Source organism: Rhizobium sp. NLR22b, assembly GCF_019685295.1.
GTDB lineage: Bacteria > Pseudomonadota > Alphaproteobacteria > Rhizobiales > Rhizobiaceae > Rhizobium.
This window is the reverse complement of the sequence record NZ_JABDWM010000009.1, coordinates 209557-234537: the sequence shown is the minus strand read 5'-3', so window position 1 is coordinate 234537 and position 24981 is coordinate 209557. Positions and strand designations below refer to the sequence as shown.

Annotated in this window: 22 protein-coding genes and 5 tRNA genes; 11 read left to right on the top strand and 16 right to left on the bottom strand. The window is 59.3% G+C overall.

Going from position 1 to position 24981, the window contains the following annotated elements:
* Positions 1-4: 4 nt before the first annotated feature.
* From accB to HJC00_RS17020, 3 genes are all read right to left on the bottom strand, one after another.
* Entirely contained in the window at positions 5-481 is a 477-nt protein-coding gene (gene accB, locus HJC00_RS17030) for an acetyl-CoA carboxylase biotin carboxyl carrier protein (RefSeq protein ID WP_210631545.1), read from the bottom strand.
* Positions 482-501: 20 nt separating this feature from the next.
* A complete protein-coding gene (gene aroQ, locus HJC00_RS17025) occupies positions 502-939 on the bottom strand; it encodes a type II 3-dehydroquinate dehydratase (protein ID WP_221146553.1) in 438 nt (145 codons plus the stop codon).
* Between the two features lie 160 nt (positions 940-1099).
* Positions 1100-1858 carry a DsbA family protein gene (locus tag HJC00_RS17020; protein ID WP_210631543.1) on the bottom strand — a complete coding sequence of 253 codons (759 nt, stop codon included), beginning with the start codon at positions 1856-1858 and terminating at the stop codon, positions 1100-1102.
* Positions 1859-2062: 204 nt separating this feature from the next.
* Here HJC00_RS17020 and HJC00_RS17015 point away from each other — a divergent pair, with 204 nt between their 5' ends.
* The gene (locus HJC00_RS17015) at positions 2063-3220 is read left to right on the top strand and encodes a pyridoxal phosphate-dependent aminotransferase (RefSeq protein ID WP_221164384.1); all 1158 of its coding nucleotides are present in this window, start codon (positions 2063-2065) and stop codon (positions 3218-3220) included.
* Positions 3221-3616: 396 nt separating this feature from the next.
* Here the strand turns inward: HJC00_RS17015 and HJC00_RS17010 are convergent, their stop codons facing one another.
* Positions 3617-4954 (bottom strand): DUF2778 domain-containing protein, encoded by a 1338-nt coding sequence (locus HJC00_RS17010; protein WP_210631541.1) that lies wholly within the window; start codon positions 4952-4954, stop codon positions 3617-3619.
* 208 nt (positions 4955-5162) lie between these two features.
* Positions 5163-7031: an alpha/beta hydrolase gene (locus HJC00_RS17005; protein WP_221164392.1), complete on the bottom strand. Its 1869-nt coding sequence runs from the start codon at positions 7029-7031 to the stop codon at positions 5163-5165.
* Between the two features lie 146 nt (positions 7032-7177).
* Between HJC00_RS17005 and HJC00_RS17000 the strand changes: the two genes are divergently transcribed.
* From HJC00_RS17000 to recJ, 5 genes are all read left to right on the top strand, one after another.
* Positions 7178-7591 (top strand): hypothetical protein, encoded by a 414-nt coding sequence (locus HJC00_RS17000; protein WP_210631540.1) that lies wholly within the window; start codon positions 7178-7180, stop codon positions 7589-7591.
* 221 nt (positions 7592-7812) lie between these two features.
* On the top strand, positions 7813-9030 hold the full coding sequence (locus HJC00_RS16995; protein ID WP_221164383.1) for an LL-diaminopimelate aminotransferase: 1218 nt from the start codon (positions 7813-7815) through the stop codon (positions 9028-9030).
* A gap of 61 nt (positions 9031-9091) precedes the next feature.
* A complete protein-coding gene (locus HJC00_RS16990) occupies positions 9092-10417 on the top strand; it encodes a homoserine dehydrogenase (protein ID WP_221154969.1) in 1326 nt (441 codons plus the stop codon).
* Positions 10418-10566: 149 nt separating this feature from the next.
* The gene (locus HJC00_RS16985) at positions 10567-10812 is read left to right on the top strand and encodes a hypothetical protein (protein WP_210631537.1); all 246 of its coding nucleotides are present in this window, start codon (positions 10567-10569) and stop codon (positions 10810-10812) included.
* Between the two features lie 80 nt (positions 10813-10892).
* The gene (gene recJ / locus HJC00_RS16980) at positions 10893-12695 is read left to right on the top strand and encodes a single-stranded-DNA-specific exonuclease RecJ (protein ID WP_221146555.1); all 1803 of its coding nucleotides are present in this window, start codon (positions 10893-10895) and stop codon (positions 12693-12695) included.
* Positions 12696-12744: 49 nt separating this feature from the next.
* Here the strand turns inward: recJ and HJC00_RS16975 are convergent.
* The 5 genes from HJC00_RS16975 to gloA form a co-directional block, all read right to left on the bottom strand.
* Positions 12745-12819, bottom strand: a tRNA-Glu gene (locus HJC00_RS16975).
* A gap of 172 nt (positions 12820-12991) precedes the next feature.
* Positions 12992-13066, bottom strand: a tRNA-Glu gene (locus HJC00_RS16970).
* A gap of 75 nt (positions 13067-13141) precedes the next feature.
* Positions 13142-13216, bottom strand: a tRNA-Glu gene (locus HJC00_RS16965).
* 195 nt (positions 13217-13411) lie between these two features.
* On the bottom strand, positions 13412-14467 hold the full coding sequence (locus HJC00_RS16960) for a YcbK family protein (protein ID WP_405047656.1): 1056 nt from the start codon (positions 14465-14467) through the stop codon (positions 13412-13414).
* Positions 14468-14654: 187 nt separating this feature from the next.
* Positions 14655-15095 (bottom strand): lactoylglutathione lyase, encoded by a 441-nt coding sequence (gene gloA / locus HJC00_RS16955; RefSeq protein ID WP_221154970.1) that lies wholly within the window; start codon positions 15093-15095, stop codon positions 14655-14657.
* 194 nt (positions 15096-15289) lie between these two features.
* On the opposite strand from gloA, the gene HJC00_RS16950 reads away from it, so the two are divergent.
* On the top strand, positions 15290-15868 hold the full coding sequence (locus HJC00_RS16950; RefSeq protein WP_210631534.1) for a cold-shock protein: 579 nt from the start codon (positions 15290-15292) through the stop codon (positions 15866-15868).
* A gap of 1 nt (position 15869) precedes the next feature.
* On the top strand, positions 15870-16355 hold the full coding sequence (locus HJC00_RS16945; RefSeq protein ID WP_210631533.1) for a DUF192 domain-containing protein: 486 nt from the start codon (positions 15870-15872) through the stop codon (positions 16353-16355).
* Between the two features lie 65 nt (positions 16356-16420).
* On the opposite strand, the gene HJC00_RS16940 is transcribed toward HJC00_RS16945, so the two are convergent.
* Positions 16421-16497: transfer RNA gene (locus HJC00_RS16940), tRNA-Pro, on the bottom strand.
* 650 nt (positions 16498-17147) lie between these two features.
* On the opposite strand from HJC00_RS16940, the gene HJC00_RS16935 reads away from it, so the two are divergent.
* Positions 17148-17453 carry an ETC complex I subunit gene (locus HJC00_RS16935; RefSeq protein WP_008526983.1) on the top strand — a complete coding sequence of 102 codons (306 nt, stop codon included), beginning with the start codon at positions 17148-17150 and terminating at the stop codon, positions 17451-17453.
* Positions 17454-17510: 57 nt separating this feature from the next.
* A tRNA-Arg gene (locus tag HJC00_RS16930) sits at positions 17511-17587 on the top strand.
* Between the two features lie 180 nt (positions 17588-17767).
* Here the strand turns inward: HJC00_RS16930 and HJC00_RS16925 are convergent.
* The 4 genes from HJC00_RS16925 to HJC00_RS16905 form a co-directional block, all read right to left on the bottom strand.
* A complete protein-coding gene (locus HJC00_RS16925; protein WP_221164382.1) occupies positions 17768-18208 on the bottom strand; it encodes a hypothetical protein in 441 nt (146 codons plus the stop codon).
* A gap of 26 nt (positions 18209-18234) precedes the next feature.
* Positions 18235-18525 (bottom strand): hypothetical protein, encoded by a 291-nt coding sequence (locus HJC00_RS16920; RefSeq protein WP_221146557.1) that lies wholly within the window; start codon positions 18523-18525, stop codon positions 18235-18237.
* A 1197-nt stretch (positions 18526-19722) separates the two neighbouring features.
* The gene (locus HJC00_RS16915) at positions 19723-19926 is read right to left on the bottom strand and encodes a hypothetical protein (protein ID WP_221154977.1); all 204 of its coding nucleotides are present in this window, start codon (positions 19924-19926) and stop codon (positions 19723-19725) included.
* An 819-nt stretch (positions 19927-20745) separates the two neighbouring features.
* On the bottom strand, positions 20746-22860 hold the full coding sequence (locus HJC00_RS16905; protein ID WP_210631529.1) for a choice-of-anchor Q domain-containing protein: 2115 nt from the start codon (positions 22858-22860) through the stop codon (positions 20746-20748).
* A gap of 1189 nt (positions 22861-24049) precedes the next feature.
* On the opposite strand from HJC00_RS16905, the gene HJC00_RS16900 reads away from it, so the two are divergent.
* A complete protein-coding gene (locus HJC00_RS16900) occupies positions 24050-24412 on the top strand; it encodes a hypothetical protein (protein WP_221164381.1) in 363 nt (120 codons plus the stop codon).
* A gap of 220 nt (positions 24413-24632) precedes the next feature.
* On the opposite strand, the gene HJC00_RS16895 is transcribed toward HJC00_RS16900, so the two are convergent.
* Positions 24633-24944: a hypothetical protein gene (locus HJC00_RS16895; RefSeq protein ID WP_210631528.1), complete on the bottom strand. Its 312-nt coding sequence runs from the start codon at positions 24942-24944 to the stop codon at positions 24633-24635.
* Between the last annotated feature and the right edge of the window lie 37 nt (positions 24945-24981).

The following is a 24981-nucleotide window of genomic DNA, read 5'->3' as shown; positions in this document are numbered from 1 at the left end:
GGGCCTATTCGATGACGACGAGGGCTTGGCCGTATTCGACGGGATGTCCGTCGTCGACGAGGATCTCGGTCACCTTGCCTGACTTGGGCGAAGGAATCTGGTTCATCGTCTTCATCGCTTCGATGATGATGAGCGTCTGGCCTTCCTTGACGGTGGCGCCGATTTCGATGAAGGGACGTGCGCCCGGAGCCGGTGCCATATAGACGGTGCCGACCATCGGCGCATTGACGACATTCGCCGGGTTGCGGCCGGGTGCTGCGGCGGGTGCGGCAGCGGCCGCTGCCGGAGCGGTGGCTGCTGCCGGAGCGGCAAAGGCCGGTGCAGCGATCGGCGCCTGGACGTATTGCGGCGTGCCGCCGCGCGAAACGCGGATGCGCAAATCGTCCTGCTCGACCTCGATCTCCGTCAGATCCGTCTCGTTGAGAATATTGGCGAGATCGCGGATCAGTGCCTGATCGATACCCGATTTCTTTTCAGCCATGGTGTTGCCCTGTCTTCTTCTTATGCCGTGATGTTCTTCAGCGCATGGAGCGCCAGGATGTAGCTGTGAGGCCCGAAGCCGCAAATCACGCCCTTGCATGCCGGCGCGATCATCGACTCGTGGCGAAATTCTTCCCGTGCATGGACGTTGGATATGTGAAGTTCGATGACGGGAATTGAAATAGCGCGGATCGCGTCGTGCAGCGCGACTGAAGTATGCGTGTAGGCGCCTGCATTGATGGCGACGCCAGCGGCCGTTTCGTCGGCCTCGTGGAACCAGTCCACGAGCGTGCCTTCATGGTTGCTCTGACGGAAGTCGATATCAAAGCCGAGCTCGCGCCCTGCTGCCTTGCAGTCTGCCTCGATGTCCTTGAGCGTCTTGCCGCCATAAATCGCGGGCTCTCGTTTGCCCAGCATGTTCAGGTTTGGCCCGTTCAGGACAAAAATCGTTTGCGTCATCGAATGTTCCGTAAATGCACGACGGCAACCTATAGACTCCGCGAGGGCTGAATGAAAGCCCTTACGGGTTGGCCGGCAGGAATCGCGCCACATTTGTCCACATGGCTGCAACGCTTCGATTCTGGCGGTTTGATGAGCGGCCGGTCGGCTGTCTGATTCCTCAGCAGGCGGTCTTGCCGCAGCTGCGCATGTTCTTGACCTTGGCTTCGAGATCGTCGAGCCCGACGGCGCCCGGGACCAGCTCGTTGCCGATGACATAAGAGGGCGTGCCGCTGATGCCGAGACTGGAGGCAAGCTGATAGGTCGCCTGAACGATCCCATCGTTCGGGCTCTTCGCCATCTCGGCACGAATCTTGTCTTCGCTGATGCCGAGAGAGCCTGCGACGGCGATCGCGCTTTCTTCCGAGGCGCGGCCTTCGCTGCTGAGAAGGGCGATATGGAAATCGGCATATTTCGCAGGCGCCAGCCTGCGGAAAGCGTCGGCCACTTTGTGGGCGGCAACCGAATCCGGCCCGAGGATCGGGAATTCCTTGAGCACGAAGCGGACGTTCGTGTCCTTCTTCAGCATCGCCTGCATATCGGGAAGCGCGTGACGGCAGTAGGTGCAATTATAATCGAAGAATTCGACGACGGTCACATCGCCCTTGGGATTGCCGAGCGTGACGTCATCCTTTGAATTGAAGATGTTCGCGGTGTTCTCCTCGATCGCCATATTGGCCTTCACCAGCCGCGCGGCTTCCTGCTTCTTCTGCAGCGCCTCCTGGACGTCGAGCATGATCTCCGGATTTTCGATCAGATATTGCTTGATGAATTCGCCGAACTCCTTCTTCTGCTGATCGTCGAGCGCTGCGGCCGGAAACGGGATCGCGATCGATGCGGCAAGCGCCAGTGCGGTGAAGTTTTTCGGGAAGAAGGCCATGATATCCTCGTCATCGGCGATGTGGTCTTGGTCGAGAAAACCGTCGCCGGGTTATGGACTTGAACGCGTCGCGTCAAGGTACGGTGCGTCGAGTTCTGTTCAAACAGGAATTTTCATCCCTGCACCGCCCTCGCGGGATTGTGATGAGCCGATTAATGCGGCAATTGTCTGGCCAACAGCGAAGAAGCCAAGCGAGAAGCGATCTTGTTTTCCATATCGAAACGCAGCGAAGTCGAGCCTTTTCATGCGATGGATGTGTTGGCGGAGGCGACGAAGCGGCGGGCAGCGGGTCACGCCGTTATCTCGATGGCGGTCGGCCAGCCCTCGCATCCCGCGCCTCGAGCTGCGCTCGAAGCGGCACGCACCGCCCTTGTCGAAGGCCGGATCGGTTATACGGATGCGCTGGGGACGGCGCGGCTGAAATCCGCACTTGCCTGGCACTACAGGGACCGTCACGGCCTGGAGATCGATCCCAAGCGCATCGCGATAACCACAGGTTCCTCGGCAGGGTTCAATCTTGCCTTTCTGTCGCTTTTCGATGCCGGCGATGCCGTGGCGATCGCGAGACCGGGTTATCCCGCTTATCGCAACATTCTCGGCGCGCTTGGGCTGAAGGTTCTCGAAGTGCCGGTGACGGCCGAGACCCACTTCACCCTGACACCTGAGAGCCTCGAGGCGGCGCAGCAGCAAAGCGGCGTCAGGCTCAAAGGCGTGCTGCTCGCAAGCCCCGCCAACCCGACCGGCACGGTGACCGGCCGTGACGGGTTGAAGGCGCTTGCGGATTACTGCGCGGCCCAATCCATCGCCTTCATCTCGGATGAAATCTATCATGGGCTGACTTTCGCTGGGGAGGAGGCGAGCGCGCTTGAGCTGACCGACGAGGCGGTCGTCATCAACTCCTTCTCCAAATATTACTGCATGACTGGCTGGCGAATCGGCTGGATGGTGCTGCCGGAGCGCCTGGTGCGGCCGATCGAGCGGGTGGCGCAGAGCCTCTATATCTCGCCGCCCGAGCTCTCCCAGATTGCAGCGGTGGCCGCGCTTGGCGCAAGCGAAGAGCTTGATCATGTCAAGGCGAGCTACGCCGCAAACCGCGCGCTGCTGCTCGACCGCCTGCCCAGGATCGGCCTTGCGCCCGCTTCGCCGATGGACGGCGCCTTCTACGCCTATATCGATGTTTCGCGCTTCACCAATGACAGCATGGGTTTTGCCAAACACATGCTCGCAGAAATCAACGTCGCGGCGACGCCGGGCCTGGATTTCGATCCGCTGGAGGGACATCGAACATTGCGTCTCTCCTATGCGGGTTCGCAAGGCGAGATCGCCGAGGCGGTGGAGCGGATAGCAGTCTGGCTGAAGTAGGGCTGCGGGGGCAAGCGGCTGCTTGCCCACCTGCTCCCAGAGCTTTTCCGGGTTAGATTGAAGCATTCTGCCGGAGCAGGTTTTCGTCAGGGCAAAGGCGATTGGCGACGGGCATACCCCAGGTACGTCCGAGCCGATCGCCTTTGATCATGGCGGAAGCATGCCCGGCCCACCGGCCGCACCGCTTCGCCGTGGGCGAAGCGACAAGTGCGTCCGGCGATTCCAAGGTCTTGCAGATTTGCCAAGCAAATCTGCGGGAGGGTTGGCTGAAACGGGCCGGCTGATCGACCGGCCGGCTTGGCCGTAGAACTGGGCTACGACGCGCGCCGGCCGGTCGACCATCCGACTCCGTTTGAGCCAACAGAATGATTCAATCTAACCCGGAAAAGCTCTAAACTAGCTGCGCGACGAAAACAGCGAGGCGAGCGTCGAGGCGGGCTTGTTGTTCAGCCGCGGCACCACCACGAGCTGCTTGATCTCGCCGCGTTTGTAAGCGGCCAGAAAGCGCTTGTAATCCTTGAAGGAAACGCAGCCGTTGGAATCGCCGTTCTTGCCGAGCATATAGGTGTGGGCGAGCAGGCCGACGCGGTCGAAGATGGCGTCCGAGCCTTCCACCGGTGTCAAACGCAGCGCTTCGACACCGTGAAAGAGGGCCTCGCGCATCGTGAGGACATAGGTGTGCGGCGGCGTCGGTCCGCGCATCTTCTTATCCACGTAGCGCGGGTTGTCGCGCATCTTTCCGAGACCGGAATGAGCCTCCAGCCGTTCGCCGTTCGGCAGGTAGACGGTGCTGTTTTCGATGTCGTAGATCGCGACGCCTGCCCGCAGTTTCGGCGAGAAGACCGGCTTGTCGTAACGCGGCACGGCATCGTCCTCATCGTCCACGATCGGCGAGTTCGGCTGGGCATAGGCCAGGGCCGGCCCAGCTGAGCGCTGCGCACCCTTGGCGGCAGGCGCCGGTTTGCCGATGAGTCCGTCCGGACGCGCCATCGGCAACGGCACGGAACCTGCGTCGGGCGACAGGACGAGATCGAAGGGTTGATCCTCTGCCGTTGCGACCACCACCGGTGCTGATTCCGTTGCAGGAACTGAGGCGGTCCTGACAGGAGACGCGATCGGCTCGATCGGGGCCGGCGCGATCTGCCGGGGGTCTGCATCGGCAAGCACCAGCATCGCCTGGAGTTGGGCTGCGGCGACGGCCTCCTTCGACGGGACGATGATCCGGTTGCTGTCGTCTTCTTCAATCTCTGCCGAGGCGAGTTCGACCGGCGGCAGCGCGATCGCATCATCCTTGCGGAACTTGGCACTGTCGGAAATCGCGGCGACGACCGGTTGCTCGGCGGCCGTGACTAGCCGATTGCTTTTCGCAAGAGCTGCCAATGCCGTTGCGGCGGCGGCAGTCTTTTCGGCGTGAGACTGGATGAGGCTTGCCGTCAGCGGCATCTTCGGCTTTGCGTCGAAGGCTGTCAGCCGGTCACCCTTGCCGACATGGATCAACCGCTCAAGGCGAGCTGACGGCGCCACCTTTGGGGCGGCCCCGATCTGTGCCAGCCGATCGGGTGGAGAAAAGGGCGTGGCCACCGAATGCATCGTTGCCAAGGTCGCGATCAGCCATGTTGAGGTTAAAAGCCCGGCGCCGACGACACCGTAAAGAAAACCGCGAGATCTGCGCGAACGCAAAGCAGATCCGCCAAGAGGGGCGACGTTATCCAACGTCCCTACCGCAAACGCCATACTACACTCGTCTTTCAAACTCGCTACGCAGGCCGGCGGCACTGACTGACTAAAACTTCGCCGGGGCCGGTAAGGGCGCAAAGGGGCCGAATTTAGGCCGCCCGCGACTTCCGACTGTTTCGCGAGGATGACGAATTATGGTTTCTAATTTGTTTACGCGATATCGCTGTTTCTTGGGATGTCCCAAAAAGAGATGCCTGCCGGCGTCTCAGGTGCGTTCCATCACATAACTTCCCGGTGCTTCTTCGATCGCGTTCAGCGCATCGCCGCCGGGTTTGCGCGCCGCAACGCGTCTGCCGTCCTGCGTCTCGATCCACGCCTGCCAATGCGGCCACCACGATCCCGGCGTCTCGGTGGCCCGCTCGAGCCAGGTCTCATAGTCGCCCTTGGCCGGGCCGCCCGTCCAGAACTGGTATTTCTTCTTGTCGGGCGGGTTCACGACACCGGCAATATGTCCCGAGCCGGTGACGACGAATTCCACCTTGCCGCCGAAGAACTGGCTGCCGAGGAAGACCGATTTTGCGGGCGCGATGTGGTCCTCGCGTGTGGCGAGATTATAGATTGGGATCTTCACATCCTTCAGCGATACGCGCTTGCCGTCGAGGATCATCTCGTTCTGCGTCAACGCATTGCGCAGATAGCAGTTTCGCAGGTAGAAGGCGTGGTTTGCCGCCGCCATGCGCGTCGAATCGGCGTTCCAGAACAAGAGGTCGAAGGGCAGGGGCTCCTGGCCCTTGAGATAGCTGTTGACGAAATAAGGCCAGATCAGCTCGGAAGCGCGCAGCATGTTGAAGGCCATCGACATCTTCGTGCCGTCGAGATAGCCGGTCGCCTTCATATGCTCTTCGAGCGCGGCAAGCTGCTCCTCGTCGACGAAGACCTTGAGATCGCCGGCATGGGTGAAATCAACCTGAGTGGTGAAGAGCGTCGCGGTCTTGATGCGCCGGTTTTTCTCCTTGGCGTGCAGCGCCAGTGTCGCGGCCAAAAGCGTGCCGCCGACGCAGTAGCCGACGGCATTGACGTACTTCTCGCCGGTCGCCTTCTCGATCGTCTCGAGCGCGAAATCGACGCCCTCGCGGGCATAGGCCCCCCAGTCCTTCTCGGCGTGACGCGCATCCGGATTAACCCAGGATATGACGAAAACGGTCTGGCCCTGGTCTACGCACCATTTGATGAAGGATTTCTGCGGGTTGAGGTCGAGAATATAGAACTTGTTGATCCAGGGCGGGCAGATCAGGAGTGGCCGCTTCAGCACGGTTTCGGTCGAGGCTTCGTACTGGATGATCTGGCAGATATCGTTCTGGGCGATGACTTTTCCCGGGGTCAGCGCCATGTCGCGGCCAACGGCGAATTTCGTCATGTCGGTCTGTCGAAGGCGAAGCTCGCCGTTCCCGGCAGCGATGTCCTCGGCGAGCATCTTCATGCCGCGCACCAGGTTTTCGCCGTTGCTTGCGATCGTCTCGCGGTAAAGCTGCGGGTTGGTAGCGATGAAGTTGCTCGGCGAAAGCGCTGCCGTGATCTGCTTCACGTAGAATCCGGCCTTGTGCTTGGTGTGCTCGTCGAGGCCGTCGGTCTCCGACACCAGCTTGTCAACCCAATCGCTCGTGACGAAATAGACCTGGCGGAGGAAATCGAAGAACGGATTTTTCTGCCAATCCTCGTCGGAAAAGCGTTTGTCCTTGCGGGTGTCGGGCTCGGGCGGCAGGGGCTCGCCCTGCATCCCGCGCGTGCCCTGCACGCGCTGCATCGAGCGCATCCAGATGCCGAAGAAGGACGACATCAGCTGAGTCTGCGCCTCGAAGGTGCGGCGGGGATCGGAAATCCAGTATTCGGTGACCTTGGAAAGCGTCTTGACCATGTCGGTCATGGGATCGATGGCGGTTTCGGTGATCTCGCCGCGTTCGCGCGGCGCAAGCCAGGCCGAGGCGGCCTGACCGAGATTTTCGAGCGCCCGGGCGAAATTCATCGCCATGGTCTCGGGATCCTTCAGCAGATAGGGTTCGAGATCGGTCGCGTCGAAACCGGTCTTGTCGCCATTCTTCTGGCCGCCACGCTCCTGCTTGCTGTCGGTCACCATTTCCTCCGGCGGCAGCACTCTTTTTATCCGTTTGTTGTACATCGTGACCGAACGAGAAAACAAGTTCCACCCGCATCGGCTCGTGCTATTGCTTTGTGGCTGCGACAAATTTAACAGTCGAGGCAATCAGAACTGGATTTTGAGGCATGATCAAGAACGGCATTCGGCGCATCGCAACCTTCAACCGCATCGCATTGATCTGCGCCGCGGCGGCGATGACCCTTGCCGGATGCAATCTGACGGCGGAGGAAAAAGCCGCAGCCGCCGCCAAGCGAGCGGCGCCGACCGCCGTCGTCATGCCGGCAACCAAGGGCGAGGCGGTCGAGGGCGGTCTGACGAAATCACCGGACGGCTATCCGAATTTCGGCGCGCCGCTGACGGCGGCCAATGTCCAGATGAGCGACGAGCAGGCGGCCGAACTGCAGCATCAGTTGACCGCGCTTACCGCCCGGCGCAAGGCCGGCACGATCTCGGAAGCCGAATATCAGGCCAAGGTCGCCGAAATGCGCCGCCTGGCTGCCGAGCACGGCGCGCAGACGCTCTCCGAAATCTCCAAATAAATCTTGCCTTTCAGGCAATTTGGACGCAAAGCCTTCCGGATGGATCGGAAGATGCGATTTTCCCGATAATGCGTGGTTGTGCGGCCTTTCCGTCAAAGATTTGCCGCTTGGCTTGGGTCTGATGAATACGGCGCTGCGATTGTGAAGTTCGTGTCGCAGCCGCCGGAAGACGGAACGAACTTCGACCGCGGCTTAAATGCCGCCTTTCCATGGGGAATGAAATGGAAGAGTTTCACAAAGTCCGGCGTTTGCCGCCTTATGTTTTCGAACAGGTCAACCGTTTGAAAGCAAGCGCGCGAGCGGGCGGCGCCGATATCATCGATCTCGGCATGGGAAACCCTGACCTTCCGACTCCCCAGGCGATCGTCGACAAGCTGTGCGAGGTCGTACAGGATCCGCGCACGCACCGTTACTCCTCGTCCAAGGGCATACCGGGCCTGCGCCGTGCCCAGGCCGCCTATTATGCCCGCCGTTTCGGGGTCAAGCTCAACCCGGATACCCAGGTGGTCGCCACCCTCGGCTCCAAGGAAGGCTTCGCCAATATGGCGCAGGCGATCACCGCGCCCGGCGATGTCATCCTTTGCCCGAATCCCACCTATCCGATCCACGCCTTCGGCTTCCTGATGGCCGGTGGCGTGATCCGCTCGATGTCGGTTGAGCCGGACGAGACCTTCTTTCCGCCGCTTGAGCGCGCTGTCCGGCATTCGATCCCGAAGCCCCTGGCGCTGATCCTCAACTATCCCTCGAACCCGACGGCCTTTGTCGCGACGCTCGATTTCTACAAGGACGTCGTCGCCTTCGCCAAGAAGCACGACATCATCGTGCTGTCCGACCTTGCCTATTCGGAGATTTATTTCGACGACACGCCGCCGCCGTCGGTTCTCGAAGTGCCGGGCGCAATGGATGTGACGGTCGAATTCACCTCGATGTCGAAGACGTTTTCCATGCCCGGCTGGCGCATGGGCTTTGCCGTCGGCAACGAGCGGCTGATCGCTGCGCTCACCCGCGTCAAATCCTACCTCGATTACGGCGCCTTCACGCCGATTCAGGTGGCGGCGACGCATGCCCTGAACGGCGACGGCTCCGACATTGCCGAAGTTCGCAACGTCTATAAGCGCCGCCGCGACGTCATGGTCGAAAGCTTCGGCAAGGCCGGCTTCGAAGTGCCGCCCCCGGCAGCCACCATGTTCGCCTGGGCGAAGATCCCGCAAAAGTTCCGTCATCTCGGTTCGCTTGAGTTCTCCAAGCTGCTGGTCGAGAAGGCCGACGTCGCCGTTGCTCCGGGCATCGGCTTTGGCGAGATGGGCGACGACTATGTCCGTCTGGCGCTTGTCGAGAATGAACACCGCATCCGTCAGGCTGCGCGCAACATCAAGAAGTTCATGTCGACGGCAGACGAGACGATGCATAACGTCATCTCGCTCAACGCCCACCGTTAATTCCAACTCTTGGGCAGCCGCGTTCGGCGGCTGCCGCCACAAGACATTTCAGGATCGATCCATGGCAGATGCCCTCAAAATCGGCATTGCGGGCTTAGGCACCGTTGGCGCCTCGCTTGTCCGCATCATTCAGCAGAAGAGCAATGAGCTTGCCGTCACCTGCGGGCGTCCGATTACGATCACCGCAGTTTCCGCGCGCGACAAGACGCGGGATCGAGGCGTCGATCTTTCCGGCGTCACCTGGTTCGATCGGCCCGAGGATCTGGCCGAAAAGGGTGATATCGACGTCTTCGTCGAGCTGATGGGCGGCGCCGAAGGGGCTGCCAACGTCTCGGTGCGCGCCGCACTTCAGCGTGGTCTCCATGTGGTGACTGCCAACAAGGCGCTGCTCGCCTATCACGGCGTCGAGCTTGCGACGATCGCGGAAGAGAAGGGCTCGCTGTTGAATTTCGAGGCGGCGGTCGCCGGTGGCATCCCCGTCATCAAGGCGCTGCGCGAATCGCTGACGGGCAACGCCGTCTCGCGCATCTACGGCATCATGAACGGCACCTGCAATTACATCCTGACCAAGATGGAGAAGGAGGGGCTTTCCTTCGCCGAATGCCTCAAGGAGGCGCAGCGGCTGGGTTATGCCGAAGCCGACCCCGCCTTCGACATCGAGGGCAACGATACCGCCCACAAGCTCGCTATTCTGACGACGCTTGCCTTCGGCAATCGCATCGCGGCCGACGACATCTATCTCGAAGGCATCACCAATATCTCGATCGAGGACATCCACGCCGCCGCCGAGCTCGGTTATCGCATCAAGCTGCTCGGCGTCGCCCAGCGCACGGAGACCGGCATCGAGCAGCGTGTGCATCCAACCATGGTGCCGGTCGATTCGGTCATCGCCCAGGTCGACGGCGTCACCAATGCGGTGGCAATTGAATCCGACGTACTCGGCGAACTGCTGATGGTCGGCCCTGGCGCTGGCGGCAAAGCGACGGCTTCGTCCGTGCTCGGCGATATCGCCGATATCGCCAAGAGCCAGCCGGGCGCTCAGCGCGTGCCGGTGCTTGGCCATCCCGCAAAGGCGCTGGAGCCTTACCGCAAGGCGCAGATGCAGAGCCACGAGGGCGGATATTTCATCCGCCTGACTGTGCTCGACCGCACCGGCGTCTTTGCAAGCGTCGCCACCCGCATGGCGGAAAACCACATCTCGCTCGAATCGATCGTCCAGCGCTCCACGCAGCACCTGGCCCCATCGCATCACCAGACGATCATCCTCGTCACCCATGCGACGATGGAGGAATCCGTGCGCAAGGCGGTCGCCTCGATAAAGTCGGAAGGTTATCTCTTCGGCGAGCCGCAGGTGATTCGCATCGAACGGCCGAAAGAAGAAGCTTAAGCATTTCTGCTGGGCACATGAGCCGCTCTGTCTCTGGCAGGGCGGCTTTTCGATTCGTTCAGTCTCCCTGGCGGAAGTTATATTACCAAATGCCGAAATATTGATATAAATAAAACCATAGATGGTGAGTCGTCGGCGTGGAGTATTTCATGAGCAAGGACAGCCACGCCGGAAAAGAGCATGGCAGCCCGAGCAAGGTGCCGCCAGCCCGCCCTGATATGTTTGCGGACATCCTCAAGCCGGTGATCCCTGACATTCGTGACGAGAGCCATGACGAGGCCCTTGACGATGAACACACGGAAGGCCGCAACTGGGCTATCCTGCTGACGCTGTTTTCGGTTCTGCTGGTGCAGATCGGCGGCATCGCCGTGATCGTCTGGCTGATCTTCTGGTAAAAATCCGTGTCTGCAAATCCATCGCTATGTTATCTCCGCTGCTCCTGTAGAAAGAACAGATGAAGTCAGCGGAGTTGGGCATGGCAGATCTCGTCGATCCGGTACAGCGCGCGTTTCTCGGCGTGGAGAAATCCGCGCTCGACAATCGCTGGGTTGCAAGACTCGATCAGGCAGGCCAGAACCGGGCGCTGGCCATGGCGCAGGTTCATGGGCTGCCGGATCTGATCGCCCGTGTTCTCGCAGGACGCGGCGTTCCGGTGGACGAAGCGATCGAATTCCTCGATCCGACGATCCGCAGCCTGATGCCTGATCCTCACACGCTGACCGATTGCGAGAAGGCGGCAACCCGCCTCGTGCGTGCGATCGAGCGCGGCGAGAGCGTGGCGATTTTCGGCGACTACGACGTCGACGGCGCCGCGTCCTCGGCGCTGATGTTCCGCTTTCTCAATCATTTCGGCGTCAAGGCAAACATTTACATTCCCGACCGCATCTTTGAAGGTTACGGCCCCAATCCGGCGGCGATCAACCAGCTGATCGACAACGGCGCCCGACTGATCGTCACCGTCGATTGCGGCTCCACCAGTCACGAGGCGCTTGCGGCCGCCGCCGCGCGCAACATCGATGTCGTCGTCATCGATCACCACCAGGTGACACATGAACTGCCGCCCTGCCATGCACTCGTCAATCCGAACCGTGAAGACGATCTGTCGGGGCAGGGGCATCTTTGCGCAGCCGGCGTCGTCTTCATGGTGCTGGTCGCGACATTGCGGCTGCTGCGCGCGGCCGGCAACAAACGCATCCTGGCGCTCGACCTGCTGCAATGGCTTGATATCGTGGCGTTGGCGACGGTCTGCGATGTCGTGCCGCTGAAGGGCCTCAACCGCGCCTATGTGGTGAAGGGGCTGGTCGCTGCCCGGCACCAGAGCAATGCCGGGCTTGCCGCGCTCTTCCGCAAGGCGGGGCTCGCGGGCCCCGTGACGCCTTATCATTTCGGCTTTCTGATCGGCCCGCGTATCAACGCCGGCGGACGGATTGGTGACGCCGCACTCGGAAGCCGCCTGCTGACGCTCGATGATGCCGGTGAGGCGGAAATGATCGCGCAGCGCCTCGATGAGCTCAATCGCGAACGCCAGGCGATGGAGGCGATGATGCTGCAGGAGGCGGAAGCCGAGGCGCTTGCCGAATATGGCGACGGCGAGGGCGCCTCCGTCATCGTCACCGCCCATGAGAAGTGGCATCCGGGCATCGTCGGGCTTATCGCCGCGCGGCTGAAGGAGAAATTCAAGCGGCCCGCCTTCGCGATCGCTTTCGATCCTTCCGGCCGCGGCACCGGCTCGGGCCGCTCCATCAATGGTTTCGACATGGGCAGGATGGTGCGGGCTGCGGTCGAGGAGGGCATCCTCGTCAAGGGCGGCGGCCATGCCATGGCGGCTGGCCTGACGGTCGAGCGCGCCGATCTCGGCAGGTTGAGGACCTTCTTCACCGAGAAGGCCGCAAGGACGGTGGCGAGTCTCGTCGCCAACGAGACGCTGAAGATAGACGGTGCGATCGGCGCGAGCGGCGCCACGCTTGAACTCATCGACCGTCTGGAAGCCGCTGGCCCCTATGGCTCCGGCCACGCCCAGCCGCTCTTTGCCGTACCGGCGCATCGGGTGCGAGACGCGCGCCTTGTCGGCGAGAAACATGTGAAGGTGACGCTGGAGGCGATGGACGGTTCGCGGCTCGATGGAATCGCCTTTCGCGCCGCCGACACCGGCCTCGGCGATCTTCTCATCAATTCACGCGGCGCGAACCTCCATGTCGCAGGCTCGCTCGGCGCCGAACATTACCAAGGCGCACGCCGCATTCAGCTGCGCATCTGCGACGCGGCGCCGGCAAGATAGAATGGTTGAGAAAAAACGCTGTCGGATGAGCGAATATAAGGAAGTAGAGTGGCACGCCCTAGGGGAGTCGAACCCCTCTTCCCAGAATGAAAATCTGGTGTCCTAACCGATAGACGAAGGGCGCTTCCTTCGTGGTGGCGCCCTTATAGTCAGCAGCTTCGAAAGCCGCAAGCGCCAAGGCGCGAAAAAATCACAGTTTTCGCCGATTCTTTTGGGCTGTGGAAAACCGTGGCGCTGCGAGGCCTGATAGCTGGAAATATCGATCCGACGGGTGGTGGCGACAATCACAAGCTCAATGGTACGCCCTAGGGGAGTCGAACCCCTCTTTACAGAATGAGAATCTGTCGTCCTAACCGATAGACGAAGGGCGCAGGCCAGCCTCGTTAAAATAGGCGTGTGCGCCGGCTTCTGCAAGCGGATGCGATGGCTTCTATATGGAGAGAAAGTGGCACGCCCTAGGGGAGTCGAACCCCTCTTCCCAGAATGAAAATCTGGTGTCCTAACCGATAGACGAAGGGCGCTTCCTTCGTGGTGGCGCCCTTATAATCAGCACCTTCGTATGCCGCAAGCGGCAAATTCGATTTTCTTCAAAAAAATGACAGATATTTTCGCGGCGGAGTCATTTGAGATTACCTGTGTCGAATCAACGGCTTGCGCAGCTTGCCAGAAGCGCATGAAACTCAGTTGACGTAAGGTCAGGGGGCAGACTTGCGATATCAGATCGCCCTTGCTGTGGTCACCGGTGCCCGTTTGCCACCGCAGCCCCAGTTCCAGTCGCGGGTCTTGCCGGTGTCGAGGTGGACCGAGTCGGTGTGGCAATAGGTGCCAACGCCGCCGCGATCGGGCAAGGAGCGGATATAAGTGGCGATATCCCATTTGGATACGCCGTCGATCTGAATGTCCGCCGCCTCACAGCTCTTGTGCATCGATTCGTCGGCGCCGCCAACGAGGCGGTTATGTTCTTCGTCGCGATAGCCGGATGTGACGATGACAGGCCGGCCGAAATGGTTCTCGACCGTCTTGATCACTTTCAGCAGGTTCGGCTTGAAGCAGCCGACCGCGACATGATCGTTCTGGACGTGCAGCCCGTTCGGCGCAACGCGCGTCATGCCGGGCAGGGCGGCTTTGTGCAGGAGGCCGGAAAGACTGCCGAGCAGGTTCTGCTTCGGTGCGCTGTAAAGCGCGTTTGTCGTCGAGGCCGGGATAGCGCCTGTCGCCAGCGAGGATGTTTGTACGGGTGCAGGCTTCGTGTCGGAATTTTCCGACGATTGCTGCGGCAGCACCGGTGCTGCCGGCTGTGAGGGGATGATCGGCTGGCTGTAGACGCTGCTTTTTGCGGGCGCCACTCCGTCCGTCGGCGCATAGGCTTGCGGCTGAATGACGGTGGACGTGCTGTTGTTTTGCGGCGGCGGCTGGTGATCCGAAAAGATGCTCATCGCCTGCGCGTTGATCCGTGTCGACTGCATGACGAGCCCGCCTATATTGGCAGGCGCCGCCATTGCCGGATCGGCCGGCGGGACGGCGGCACTCGCATCCCCTGCCACGACCTGTGGCGCGGCCTGGGCGCCGGAGACATTGACGAGCCGGGGGTCGGAATTGACTGAGCGCGGGGCAGATTTCACGGGCGCCGTTGCGCCAAGCTGTGGCGCTGCGGCCGCCGTCGCCGGAACCGCCGGAACGGCCGCGGCGGAATCGAGCGCCTTCTTGCTCGATACGCAGCCCGAGAGCGCCAGCATCGAGGTGGCGATCAGCAATGCGCCGGTAATGGGCATCCGCGTCTCAATATTACGCAAGCAATCAGTCTCCGGTTGATGCGGAAAACGGCGAAATATCGCCATCCTCCGCTTCGAGTCATCGGGAGATTGCCTAAGGGGCCGGGTCGCGGCAAGCGCCAAGGCGCCGGTCGGACCCGAAATCGCAAAAGCCGCAAGCTTCGCAAAAGCCTTGGGGCCAAAACCCTTACCAGGCGCCGGTATTGCCCATCGAAGCCCAGGGTTCGGCGGCCGGAAGCGGGCTTCCCTTCTGCAGAATTTCGATCGAAATGCCGTCGGGCGAGCGCACGAAGGCCATGTTGCCGTCGCGCGGCGGCCGGTTGATGGTAATGCCGTTATCCATCAGCTTTTGGCAGATCGCGTAAATATCATCCACCTCATAGGCGAGGTGGCCGAAATTGCGTCCTCCGCTATAATCCTCCGTATCCCAGTTGTAGGTAAGCTCGAGGCAGGGGGCTTTTTCGCTGCGCGCACGGTCGAGATCGTCGCGAGCGGCCAGGAAAACCAGGGTAAAGCGGCCCTTCTCGTTTTCGTGACGGCGAATCTCCTCCAGTCCGAACAGCTTGGTATAGAAGGCGAGCGAAGCGTCCAGATCTTTGACGCGAACCATCGTATGAAGATAACGCATTCTATCTACTCCTTTATAGGGGCTGGCCTTTTTGGCGAGCCGAGGTCAGCTTCGGGCAAGTCATCTTTATAAAATGTGCAGCTGGGAATAACCGAAAACTAGGACTTGCGCTTATCCGTTACCAAGATGTTAATCTTGATTTCAAGAATCAGTTAACCGTAACAGTGTGACGCGTATTCGAGGGGCTGGCGATAATGGCTGATAGGATTTCATCGAACGCATACACCGATGTCGACGAGCTGTCGTCAGAAGCGGTCGATCTTGTCGAAATCACCGGTGTCGTCAAGTGGTTCGACGTCGCCAAGGGCTTCGGCTTCATCGTGCCTGATAACGGCATGCAGGATGTTCTCCTGCACGTGACCTGCCTGCGCCGCGACGGCTACCAGACGATCCTCGAGGGAACGCGCATCGTCGCCCTTATCCAGCGTCGCGAGCGCGGCTACCAGGCCTTCAAGATCCTTTCGATGGATCAGTCGACCGCCATTCATCCCTCGCAGCTGCCGCCGGTGCGCACCCACGTACAGGTCACCGCGACGAGCGGGCTCGAGCGCGCGCTCGTCAAGTGGTTCAATCGCACCAAGGGCTTCGGCTTCCTCACGCGCGGTGAGGGCACCGAAGACATTTTTGTGCACATGGAAACGCTGCGCCGCTTTGGACTGACGGAGTTGCGCCCTGGCCAGGTCGTCCTCGTCCGCTTCGGCGACGGCGAAAAGGGCCTGATGGCCGCAGAGATCCATCCCGACGTTCCGAGCCCGGCAAGCCGGTCGCACTGAAATGCGCGGCATCGTCCTGTTTCATGCGATCAGAAGCGCCGTCATGGCGCTTTTTTTCTTGGTCGCCCTGCCGGCTTTGGCCGACGAGGAGATGCGGTTCGACAAGGAGCCGCTGCTCATCCAGACAGCCGCGGGCAAGATGCTGCATTTCACCGTCGAGGTCGCCGCCACTGGCGATCAGCGCGCCCGCGGGCTGATGTTTCGCAAGTCAATGGCCGATGACGCCGGCATGATTTTCGACTTCGGTCAAACCCGGCGCGTCGCCATGTGGATGGAGAACACCATCCTGCCGCTCGACATGCTCTTTGCCGACGACACCGGCACGATCCGTCACATCAAGGAAAACGCAAAACCCTATTCACGCGACATCATCGATTCGATGGGCCCGGTGAAATACGTCGTCGAACTCAATGCCGGCATCGTCGGCAAATTCGGAATCAAGCCAGGCGACAGAATCGTGAGCGCCACGACGACGAAGGCGAAGTGACGGGCGCGTAGTCGCGAGCGCACCAGCTACGATGCGCCTATCAAGGAATTCGCTGGGATATTGAATGGTCGGAGTGGAGAGATTCGAACTCCCGACCCTCTGGTCCCAAACCAGATGCGCTACCAGACTGCGCTACACTCCGTGCCGTGATTGGCAGCGGGAATACACGGTTCACTTCACCGTCGCAACCCATAAATCCAGTCGTGGCCTGAGATTTCTCACCAGGCCTGTGGACGCAAGAGAAAATCTCGTTCGGGCGTCAATTTATCTGTTGAGCGAATTGGACTCAGAGCGACCGGCCTCAACCGCGGGCGATCAGGCCGATATATTGGGCATAGCTGATCACGACATAGAAGAAAGCGGTGATGACAGCTCCTATCATAATGGCATTGAACTCTGCCGAACGTCTCATGATGCGTGCAATCCACTGAAACCGATTGAGCCGCAACCTAGTGCCGGTGGCTGGCTGCGGCAATCAGGTTGTGATCACAACATGAGACAATTGGTAATATTGCGCAACTGCCTGGAATTCCTGTAGTTTTGACTGGGATGGCAAAGCGACATGAGGGAAGAATGTGCTGAGCCGCCTTCCCCAACACATTGGCGCATCGTCGGTGTGGCTGTGGCTACGGCGTCGCGATCCGCTTTTTTCTTGAAAAAACGGGGATTCGCGGATAAGCAAAATTCATCTCTTCGCGTTGTCGCTGACGACGAAGCAAAGGCCCGGCAACGGGATTGAGACCATGAAAGGCGGGGCGCGCTATCCCCCGCATATTCGGAGATGCCGCAGTCATGTCTGCCAAGATCTATCGTCCTGCTAAGACCGCCATGCAGTCCGGCAAGGCCAAGACCCACCTCTGGGTGCTTGAATTCGATCAGGAGTCGCCGCGCAAGATCGATCCGATCATGGGCTACACGTCCTCGGGCGATATGCGCCAGCAGGTAAAACTCACCTTCGAAACGCAGGCGCTCGCCGAAGCCTACGCCCAGCGCAACGGCATCGAATACCGAGTCATCGCGCCGAAGGACCCGGCCCGTCAGGTGGTGGCCTATCCGGATAATTTCCGCTATACCCGCACGCAACCCTGGACGCATTGAGAATTCTCGTCCACATATGCTGCATTCGGCCGCGCCTCTTGGGCGCGGCCGGCAGTGGGCCCCTTAGCTCAGCTGGATAGAGCACCTGCCTTCTAAGCAGGTTGTCGCAGGTTCGATTCCTGCAGGGGTCGCCATCAATTTTCTACGGGATTGTTTTTGTTTCGCTTTCCGGCGTGAACCCCTCATCGGGTCTAGATTGAGGGGTTAGGCTGTTCTCATTCAGTTTCGCAGCGCCCGAAATAGCTAACCTCTTTTTATCGGCCTTGCGCGTGTAGTGGTTGGCCATGGCATCGCTTCGCCAGCCAAATCGCGCCTCAGTTCGCTGTTGCTATTGCCGCTTTCTGCCAGCAGCTGGGCAAGCGTTTTCCTAGGCCGTGCGCCCGGCCTTCCACTTCTGCCTCGGCGCACATGTCCCCGAACCAGTTCCCAAATGCGGCCGCGCTCCTGAACGGCCGGCCGTGAACTGGCGTGACCAGGTAAGCGAGGTGATCAGTTTTCGTCACCTCGAGCACCGCCTCCAGATCCGGGTGCATCGGGATATAAACCCACTCGTCGTTCTTGCCGACGCGATACTCGATCACGTCGCCCTTGATGTGTTGCGGGCCGATTCGGAAGATGTCCGACCGACGAGGGCCGGTGAAAAGCAGCATGTCCCTGGCGAGCCGCGCCTGCGAGCCTTCGGGGTGGGTCGCATAGAACTTTTCGACGTCGGCTGCTTCCCAAGGCTTGAAGCCATCGGTTTTCGCCTTCGGCATCTTCACGTCGCGGGCTGGGTTATGCTTCAAAATGCCAGCATCAACGGCAGAGCAAAAAGATAGCCCATGATCTTGAGGTATGAGATCGCCGCAAAAGGGGTATCGGCCCGGCGGTCGCGGCCGGCTGCGATTGTGGCTCTGTCGATCTTTGACAGGATCATCTTGCCGCCTGTCTTGCAAACTGCCTTCAGCACGTTGGCGCGGGCGCGCTGCGTTGACGGCTTTAATCCCTTCAATGCTGCGCTTTCCTGATATTTGTCGACGAGCCACTGCAGGGTGTGCCGGCTAGGCTCCGGCTCGGTGTCTTCCTGGGCCATGCACCGCTTGTAGTCGGCGACGAATTCTTTCGAGCCCCAGTCACCCCTCAGGCGCGTTCTCTTCCCTTGCCGACACGGAAATACCAACGGACATTGCCGTTTCCATCGACTTCACGCAGCGTGTATGGGTACTTTTTGCGGGGCATGTCTTCCATCAGAGATAACCGCCAGCGCTTTCTTCAAGCTGCTTCTCGGTAAATTCCCCGATTTCCCCCTAATTACAACCGCGCCGTTGGGCTCGACGCGGATAGTCTTGACTTCCACGCCGGCCTTCTTCACGGCGCGGATTGCGCGAGAGACGGAGTCCTTGGTAAACGCTACGGCTCGGCGCCCCATCATCTCGTCTCCTCTGCCGGCTTGAAAAGGGCCTTTGGCGGCAGTTTCTTGTTGGTCTGCCGGCGCAAAGCCTTCTCGGACTTTGGGAATACGGCTGACCGTCCTTGCGCGAATGGCGAAGAGACGGTCAGGTAGAGAGGCAATAATTCTGCCCCCGTAGCGGTTGCAATCTGCACTAAGCCGTCCCATCTACATCGCCATCTTTTCCAGCTCGTGCACCGGCGCCCAAAAGACGCCCCATGGCTCCACTTTCACCAAACCGAAGAACACCAGGACTTCGACCGCGCTCTCGTCGGCGCGCTGATGGAAAGGCTACGGCTACCGTGAAACGTCGATGGGGAATTTGGAGTAGTTACAATTGTTCAACGAATAGAAGGACACGTCGTCGTCTAATTTGTTGGCCGAAAGTTCCCATTCAAAGGTATCTTGGCCGCCCAGACCAGCTATCAAAGCCATCGTGCCAAGCTCCCGCAATCGATCCGGAGGGGGTACGGAAAGCCATACAATGTCGCCTTCTTGCCGGTGAACGTGCCTTTGATGACCCTCTTAATCTCCAGATCGATCCGTATCATTCGGTCCGGAAAATCCGGACCGAGCAGCAGGCCGGACGCTCCGATCCAGAACGATGTCACGCGTGCCTCAACCACGAGCTTGGCCTTCGCAAAGGTATCGTCACGACATGGAGGTGTAGCGGCGGCCACGCCTGGAAAGGAAAGCATTAGGGTCAGAATTATCTGTATGCACAGTCGCAGAGATGAGTTTGCAAGCATCTGCGGAATCGGTATCCCTATGGTTTAGCCGATGCTATTTCAGAAGGATTGTGTGAGGCTTAATAGCACCACCGTAAGCGGTGTTCTCGGGTCACGGTTTGATGGTGGCTTGGGTCTGACCGATACCAGCCGATTCATCGGCCCGTAACGCTTTCTTGATCTCGATAGCAGCATCAACGAAACTGTCGAACTCTTCTGCATCGAAAGGGTAATATTGATAGTTGCCCGATGCTTTAGAGGCTAACACCACATAGACGCCGCCGCTTCCGCTATCGCGTTTAATACGCAAGGACATAATGCAACTGCCGTTCATAATTTGAACGTCTGATTGTCGGATTATCTTTCCAGTCAGCACTCTCTTCAATGATTTAAACAGTCCCGCCACCTAACCCTTAGAACTCCAATAGCAACATCGTTTCTCATTGGTATCATCGTGTACAGCGGAACGAAAGCTTAGCGGTTTGTCGCGAGGGGCTTGGCAAAATTGCATAATGGAATCAAAGGCGCTCATTCGCCCATCAAAATAAGCAGATTTCATTGAAATCATTAATTTTCGACAATTCGCATTCCTGCAGGTCGCCACAAATTCAATGACTTGAATCTGTCCCATCACCAGCCTGAAGGAGCTTGGTCATTGGACCCTTGCATTTGGACGGTCGTCCGGCCAATCCGGCGTACGGCCGCCCCCCGGCCAACTGTCTCTGGAAGCGGAGGACAACACGCTAGACCGGCGCGGAACTCTGATTTCGCAAAACTTCGAAGAGGCGCCACCTGATCACCAGCAATCTTCCGTTCGACGAATGGACAGAGCCCAGAGCGCCGAATGGGCGCTCTGCTGATCCGCATCACCCGCCAAGTCAACGTCCTCGAGATGAACGGCGACCGCTTTCGCCACGTGCAAAGCTGCACCGGAAAGGCGGGTTGACACCTGTAAAAAAATGTAGCGCGTGGATGGGATCGCCGCTCGGGCTCCGCCCTCCCGGCTTGCTCATCCACGCGCTGAAGTAGCCGAAGCTTGCGCGCCGCGTGGCGGGTTTTTACTCCGCCGTCGACATACTTCCGATTGTCAGCCCGATTGTTGCGGCGATCGAACGACCGCCACAACGGGTATTAGTTACAGGAGAAAATCGCTTGCCCCCACCTGTACGTGGCCCTGCAGCTGAATCTCGAAGTCATGAACGCCGTCGCCGTTCAAGTCGGCCTGAATAACGGTATGGTCGTCCTCGTAGTGCCAGGCGAGCGCGCCAGCCTTCTTGTCAAACAAGGCATTCTCCTGCGCCTGGAAATGGAAGGCTGCATCGCCAAGCGCAGAGCCATTCGCATCTATCGCTGAGAGGTCGATCTTATCGACGCCGTGCTGGAAGTCGGTGATGACGTCGCGGTCCCAGCCCGACCCGGTTTCCGTCGCTGTTTTGAAGACAAACGTATCCGAGCTGGTGCCACCGGTCATCATGTCCTTCCCGGCACCGCCGATGATGACGTCCCCGCCGGCGCCGCCGTTCAGCTTGTCCGCGCCGGCCCCGCCATTGAGAACGTTGCCGCCGTTATTGCCGCCGGTCAGCACGTCGTCATGGCTTGAGCCGATCAGGTTTTCGATGCTGACGAGCTTGTCACCGGTGGCGTGCCCGCCCGATGCGGTCCAAGTCGCCAAGCTGACGTGGACCCCGGCGTCGGAGCCCGCGTAACTGGCCGTGTCATTGCCGCTACCGCCGTCGAGCACGTCCGCGCCGGCGCCGCCCTTCAACAGGTCATTGCCGGCGAGCCCCTTGAAGGTTTCGTTGCCGCCGTTGGACTGACCGGTGTGTGGCATGATGTCGTTGCCGTTGGTACCGGTGTATAGCTTCGTCGTCGTGGTCGGCGTTCCCGTGGTTGGGGTCTCCGTAGTCGGCGTGGTCGGCGTTCCCGTCGTCGGCGTCCCGGTGGTCGGCGTTCCCGTGGTGGGCGTTTCCGTCGTTGGCGTCCCGGTAGTCGGCGTACCGGTGGTAGGCGTTGTTGGTTGCGTCGGTGCGGTCGGCGCGGTTGGCGTTCCCGATACCGGGGCAGAGCCGGATTCGTAGGCACCCATATCGACAGTTCCGACGACGCGCGCGTCGCCGTCGAGATCGACTGAGCTGACCCCGTACTTGCTGGTTCCGCTGTCAACCGCCGCCGAGCCGGAGCCGAGGTGGAAGTCGTCGCTCGAGGCCCCAAGGAACTTCGGGTCGACGCCGAGCTTGTTGCCGTCCGCCGAGCTGGGCATTGCGTTGCCGCCATCGGTTTTGACCGAGGCCTGTCCGGCCGTGCCGTTGTAGGTGATGTTGTTGGCCCAGACGACGTTCTTGTTGGTGTAGGCGTCGGTGGACGTATTATCGATCGCAGTATTGTTCTTGTTCAGCGATGGGTCGGCTACGGCGATGTTGTTGACCCAGGTGTTGTTGCTCGACGCCGAGTTGCTGAGTTCGCCCCGCCAGGTGCCGGTGTTCGCCGGGTCTTGATTGTTGTGGTACGCGGTGTTGTTCTTCACGGTGACGGAGTCGCTCCAGGTAACCTGGATACCTTTGCCGCCGTTCCCGTAGACGAGGTTGTTGTCGACCAGCGTCTTGAATGTGTAGTTCGGATTACCGCTCGCCTGCGTGCTCTGGAAATCGTCAATGATGATGCCGTTGCCATCGGTGTGCTCACCCGACTTCGTGATGTTGTCGTGCGAGATGTTGTTCCGCACGATCGTCCGGTAGCCGTCAGTCGAGGTGTCGCCGGTGATGTTCCGGTTCTGGTAGATCGAGATGCCCGAGAACCAGCCTGTGGAAGCGTTATTGTAAGTCTCGTTGCCTTCAATGCGGATGAAGTCCGACTGGTTGAACTGGATGCCCGACTCCCCGCTGCCGTGGACCTTATTATTGAGAATCTGGACGTGGTGGACATTGTTTGCTTCGATCCCGTCGCCGTTGGCGCCGGCGATGTCAAAACCGTCGATGACCACGTGGTTGGCGTTGACGCTGATCGCGTTCCACGAGCCCGCGGGCGGCCGGATAAGCGCCCCGCCCGGCACTTCCGAGCGCAGCGTGATGTCGCCTGCCGCCGAGCCGTCCTTGTCGATGTTGATGGCCTCATTGTAAGTCCCCGCCTTCACCACGACCTCGTCGCCAGGCTTAAGGTTCGAAGCCATCGCCTCACTGATCGTGCGAAAAGGAGAGGAGGCACTGCCGTTACCGCCGCCGCTGCTGCTCGAAGCTACGTAGTATGTTGTCATGGTTTTGTTCCTCAACTTCAGCGTTGTCTAATATTTCGTAGTTAATCATGTGTTGCGGCGGGGTTTATAGGGCGAGGTTTTGAATGGTGCAACAGCACCGAAACAGTAAGTACTTGAGAATCATAGCCATATTGCTGCCACAATATCCGGATCACTCCCAAGTTACATTTTGAAATATTTGCGGAAATTCGATTCGCCCAAATTGGGACAAAATATATGTCTCGCTTTCCGCGAATTATTCTTTCTGCAACCACAGCGACATCCGCTTATTGAAAAGATTAGGAAAATCTGATGGATGTGACCGGAATCCTGCCGCCGACGCGGGATCCAACATTTTTTCTGAATTTTTCAATTTTTGGCAGTTTCGCCTTCACGATTGGGGCCAATTGAGATGGCCGTGGCGAGGCCGGCCCCCTCACCAGGGTGCTCGATTCGATCATGAGTCGCTTCAAGACTGATTAGATAATGGGCACACCGCTCTTCCGCCGACACATGCTAGCAGGTGAAATTCGCCTTCGAAGCGCAGGCTCTGGCGGAAGCCCATACTCAGCGCAACGGCATCAAATGCGTGTGATCGCGCCGACAGAACACCCTTCAGGTGGTGGCGTATCCTGATCAATCCTGAACTCGAACCCCGCCAATTTAGAGGGCGTGGGCAGGGCAATTCATCCGCGGCTCGGGTTCCAATCGCCAGATTATAAGGGAAATTTGCTCGGACCCATCATCTGGCATGGAGGCGGCTGATCCCAATTGCGCCGCGGGTCCGTCGGCGTCACATCGAGCGCCACGGCGAATGTTCAGACGCTCTCGGCCTCGCAGTTCTTCCATAGGAGAGAGAAATATTGATCTTCTTCGTGGCTGGTCTTTCCGATACCGGAGCCATGACGATTTCGGTTGGCTGTCATGTCGTCATGCAGGCGGCAAGCAGTTCCATGGAGATCATCTTTGATACATCGCGGACGCGAATAATATTGTCCAAGACTGTCCAGTAATCGTCGCAAGAGGTTTATTTCGTATGGTGCGACGCAGCCAATACAAAGACAGAAATTCTGAGGATGTCGCCGAAAAGTTGAAATGTCGTAGGATTACATATGTTCAACCTGCGCTATACTGTTTCATAGCTACAATAGGTAGGATTTGGCTGCTGTAGACGGCGTGTACCCTCCCTGGCAATTCTTAGTGGGAGAGTATGAGAGCGATCTTCCCGAGCATAAGCGCTGCTGCATTTCTATATGCAATGAATGCCTACGCCGTTGATCTTCCTGCGGGGGCAAAAAAGGCCACAATGGACGAGTTCAAAGCTTTTGCTGACGGCAAGCAGGTGGAAGTGGAAATTCTCGATCTTAAAAAACCTGTAACCGCCGAACTCGTTTGGAGTTGGAAGAAGGGGACTACGACCGGCAGGGCCGATGTCGCCGGCAAAATGATCGACGTGAAAACGAAACTCACCTTCAAAGGCGATAAGGCCTGTTCAGCCGGCAAAGGCGAAAAGCCAAGCTGCCATTTTATCTATATCGACGGCGAGAAGTTCTACGAATTCGAGATGACATAAGTACAGGCTGTGTCGACCGTCGGTTGAGGTCCGCGCTGCCCTGAAAGCAGCGCTGCAGCTTCCGTCATCCCTGTCGTAATTGCCGGACGGCAACGGCCGGCCATCCGACAGCCGCCAAAAGCTGATATGCGGCCGCCGCCGTCGACAAGCCATGCCAACAGCCGTGCTTATGTTCCTGGCTATTGAAGTTCTATGGCAGACTACATCCGTTCGGTTCTTCTCAGCGATCCAAAAAATGATCGAAGTAAATCTTGGGGATGGGGTAAGCGTAGACGCCTCTATCGACAATGCCGCGCCTGTAGAGGCAATTTCTGAGCGCCGCGTTATAATGCAGGCTCTGCGGATCCGGCGACCCGCGTCGCCATGAGCCCGCCTCCGGCACGCACCACCTAAGAGCTTTGTCGTATCGAGAGAGGAGGGCAGGGTCTGTGTCGACCCGAATGCCGCTGTAGGATTGATAGTTTGAAGGAGATTCTGCGGCCGAAATACAGCCCAGGCTAAGTGCAACGCCAACGACTGCCATCAATCTCATTGGGTTTAGTTCTCCTATGGTTGATCATCGAAGTAAT

Bases quoted from the DNA above. Each gene is read 5' to 3' on its own strand.
- accB (WP_210631545.1), bottom strand. From the start codon at position 481: ATGGCTGAAAAGAAATCGGGTATCGATCAGGCACTGATCCGCGATCTC.
- aroQ (WP_221146553.1), bottom strand. From the start codon at position 939: ATGACGCAAACGATTTTTGTCCTGAACGGGCCAAACCTGAACATGCTG.
- HJC00_RS17020 (WP_210631543.1), bottom strand. From the start codon at position 1,858: ATGGCCTTCTTCCCGAAAAACTTCACCGCACTGGCGCTTGCCGCATCG.
- HJC00_RS17010 (WP_210631541.1), bottom strand. From the start codon at position 4,954: ATGGCGTTTGCGGTAGGGACGTTGGATAACGTCGCCCCTCTTGGCGGA.
- HJC00_RS17005 (WP_221164392.1), bottom strand. From the start codon at position 7,031: ATGGTGACCGACAGCAAGCAGGAGCGTGGCGGCCAGAAGAATGGCGAC.
- HJC00_RS17000 (WP_210631540.1), top strand. From the start codon at position 7,178: ATGATCAAGAACGGCATTCGGCGCATCGCAACCTTCAACCGCATCGCA.
- HJC00_RS16995 (WP_221164383.1), top strand. From the start codon at position 7,813: ATGGAAGAGTTTCACAAAGTCCGGCGTTTGCCGCCTTATGTTTTCGAA.
- HJC00_RS16990 (WP_221154969.1), top strand. From the start codon at position 9,092: ATGGCAGATGCCCTCAAAATCGGCATTGCGGGCTTAGGCACCGTTGGC.
- HJC00_RS16985 (WP_210631537.1), top strand. From the start codon at position 10,567: ATGAGCAAGGACAGCCACGCCGGAAAAGAGCATGGCAGCCCGAGCAAG.
- recJ (WP_221146555.1), top strand. From the start codon at position 10,893: ATGGCAGATCTCGTCGATCCGGTACAGCGCGCGTTTCTCGGCGTGGAG.
- HJC00_RS16960 (WP_405047656.1), bottom strand. From the start codon at position 14,467: ATGCCCATTACCGGCGCATTGCTGATCGCCACCTCGATGCTGGCGCTC.
- gloA (WP_221154970.1), bottom strand. From the start codon at position 15,095: ATGCGTTATCTTCATACGATGGTTCGCGTCAAAGATCTGGACGCTTCG.
- HJC00_RS16950 (WP_210631534.1), top strand. From the start codon at position 15,290: ATGGCTGATAGGATTTCATCGAACGCATACACCGATGTCGACGAGCTG.
- HJC00_RS16945 (WP_210631533.1), top strand. From the start codon at position 15,870: ATGCGCGGCATCGTCCTGTTTCATGCGATCAGAAGCGCCGTCATGGCG.
- HJC00_RS16935 (WP_008526983.1), top strand. From the start codon at position 17,148: ATGTCTGCCAAGATCTATCGTCCTGCTAAGACCGCCATGCAGTCCGGC.
- HJC00_RS16925 (WP_221164382.1), bottom strand. From the start codon at position 18,208: ATGCCGAAGGCGAAAACCGATGGCTTCAAGCCTTGGGAAGCAGCCGAC.
- HJC00_RS16920 (WP_221146557.1), bottom strand. From the start codon at position 18,525: ATGGCCCAGGAAGACACCGAGCCGGAGCCTAGCCGGCACACCCTGCAG.
- HJC00_RS16915 (WP_221154977.1), bottom strand. From the start codon at position 19,926: ATGTCCTTGCGTATTAAACGCGATAGCGGAAGCGGCGGCGTCTATGTG.
- HJC00_RS16905 (WP_210631529.1), bottom strand. From the start codon at position 22,860: ATGACAACATACTACGTAGCTTCGAGCAGCAGCGGCGGCGGTAACGGC.
- HJC00_RS16900 (WP_221164381.1), top strand. From the start codon at position 24,050: ATGAGAGCGATCTTCCCGAGCATAAGCGCTGCTGCATTTCTATATGCA.
- HJC00_RS16895 (WP_210631528.1), bottom strand. From the start codon at position 24,944: ATGAGATTGATGGCAGTCGTTGGCGTTGCACTTAGCCTGGGCTGTATT.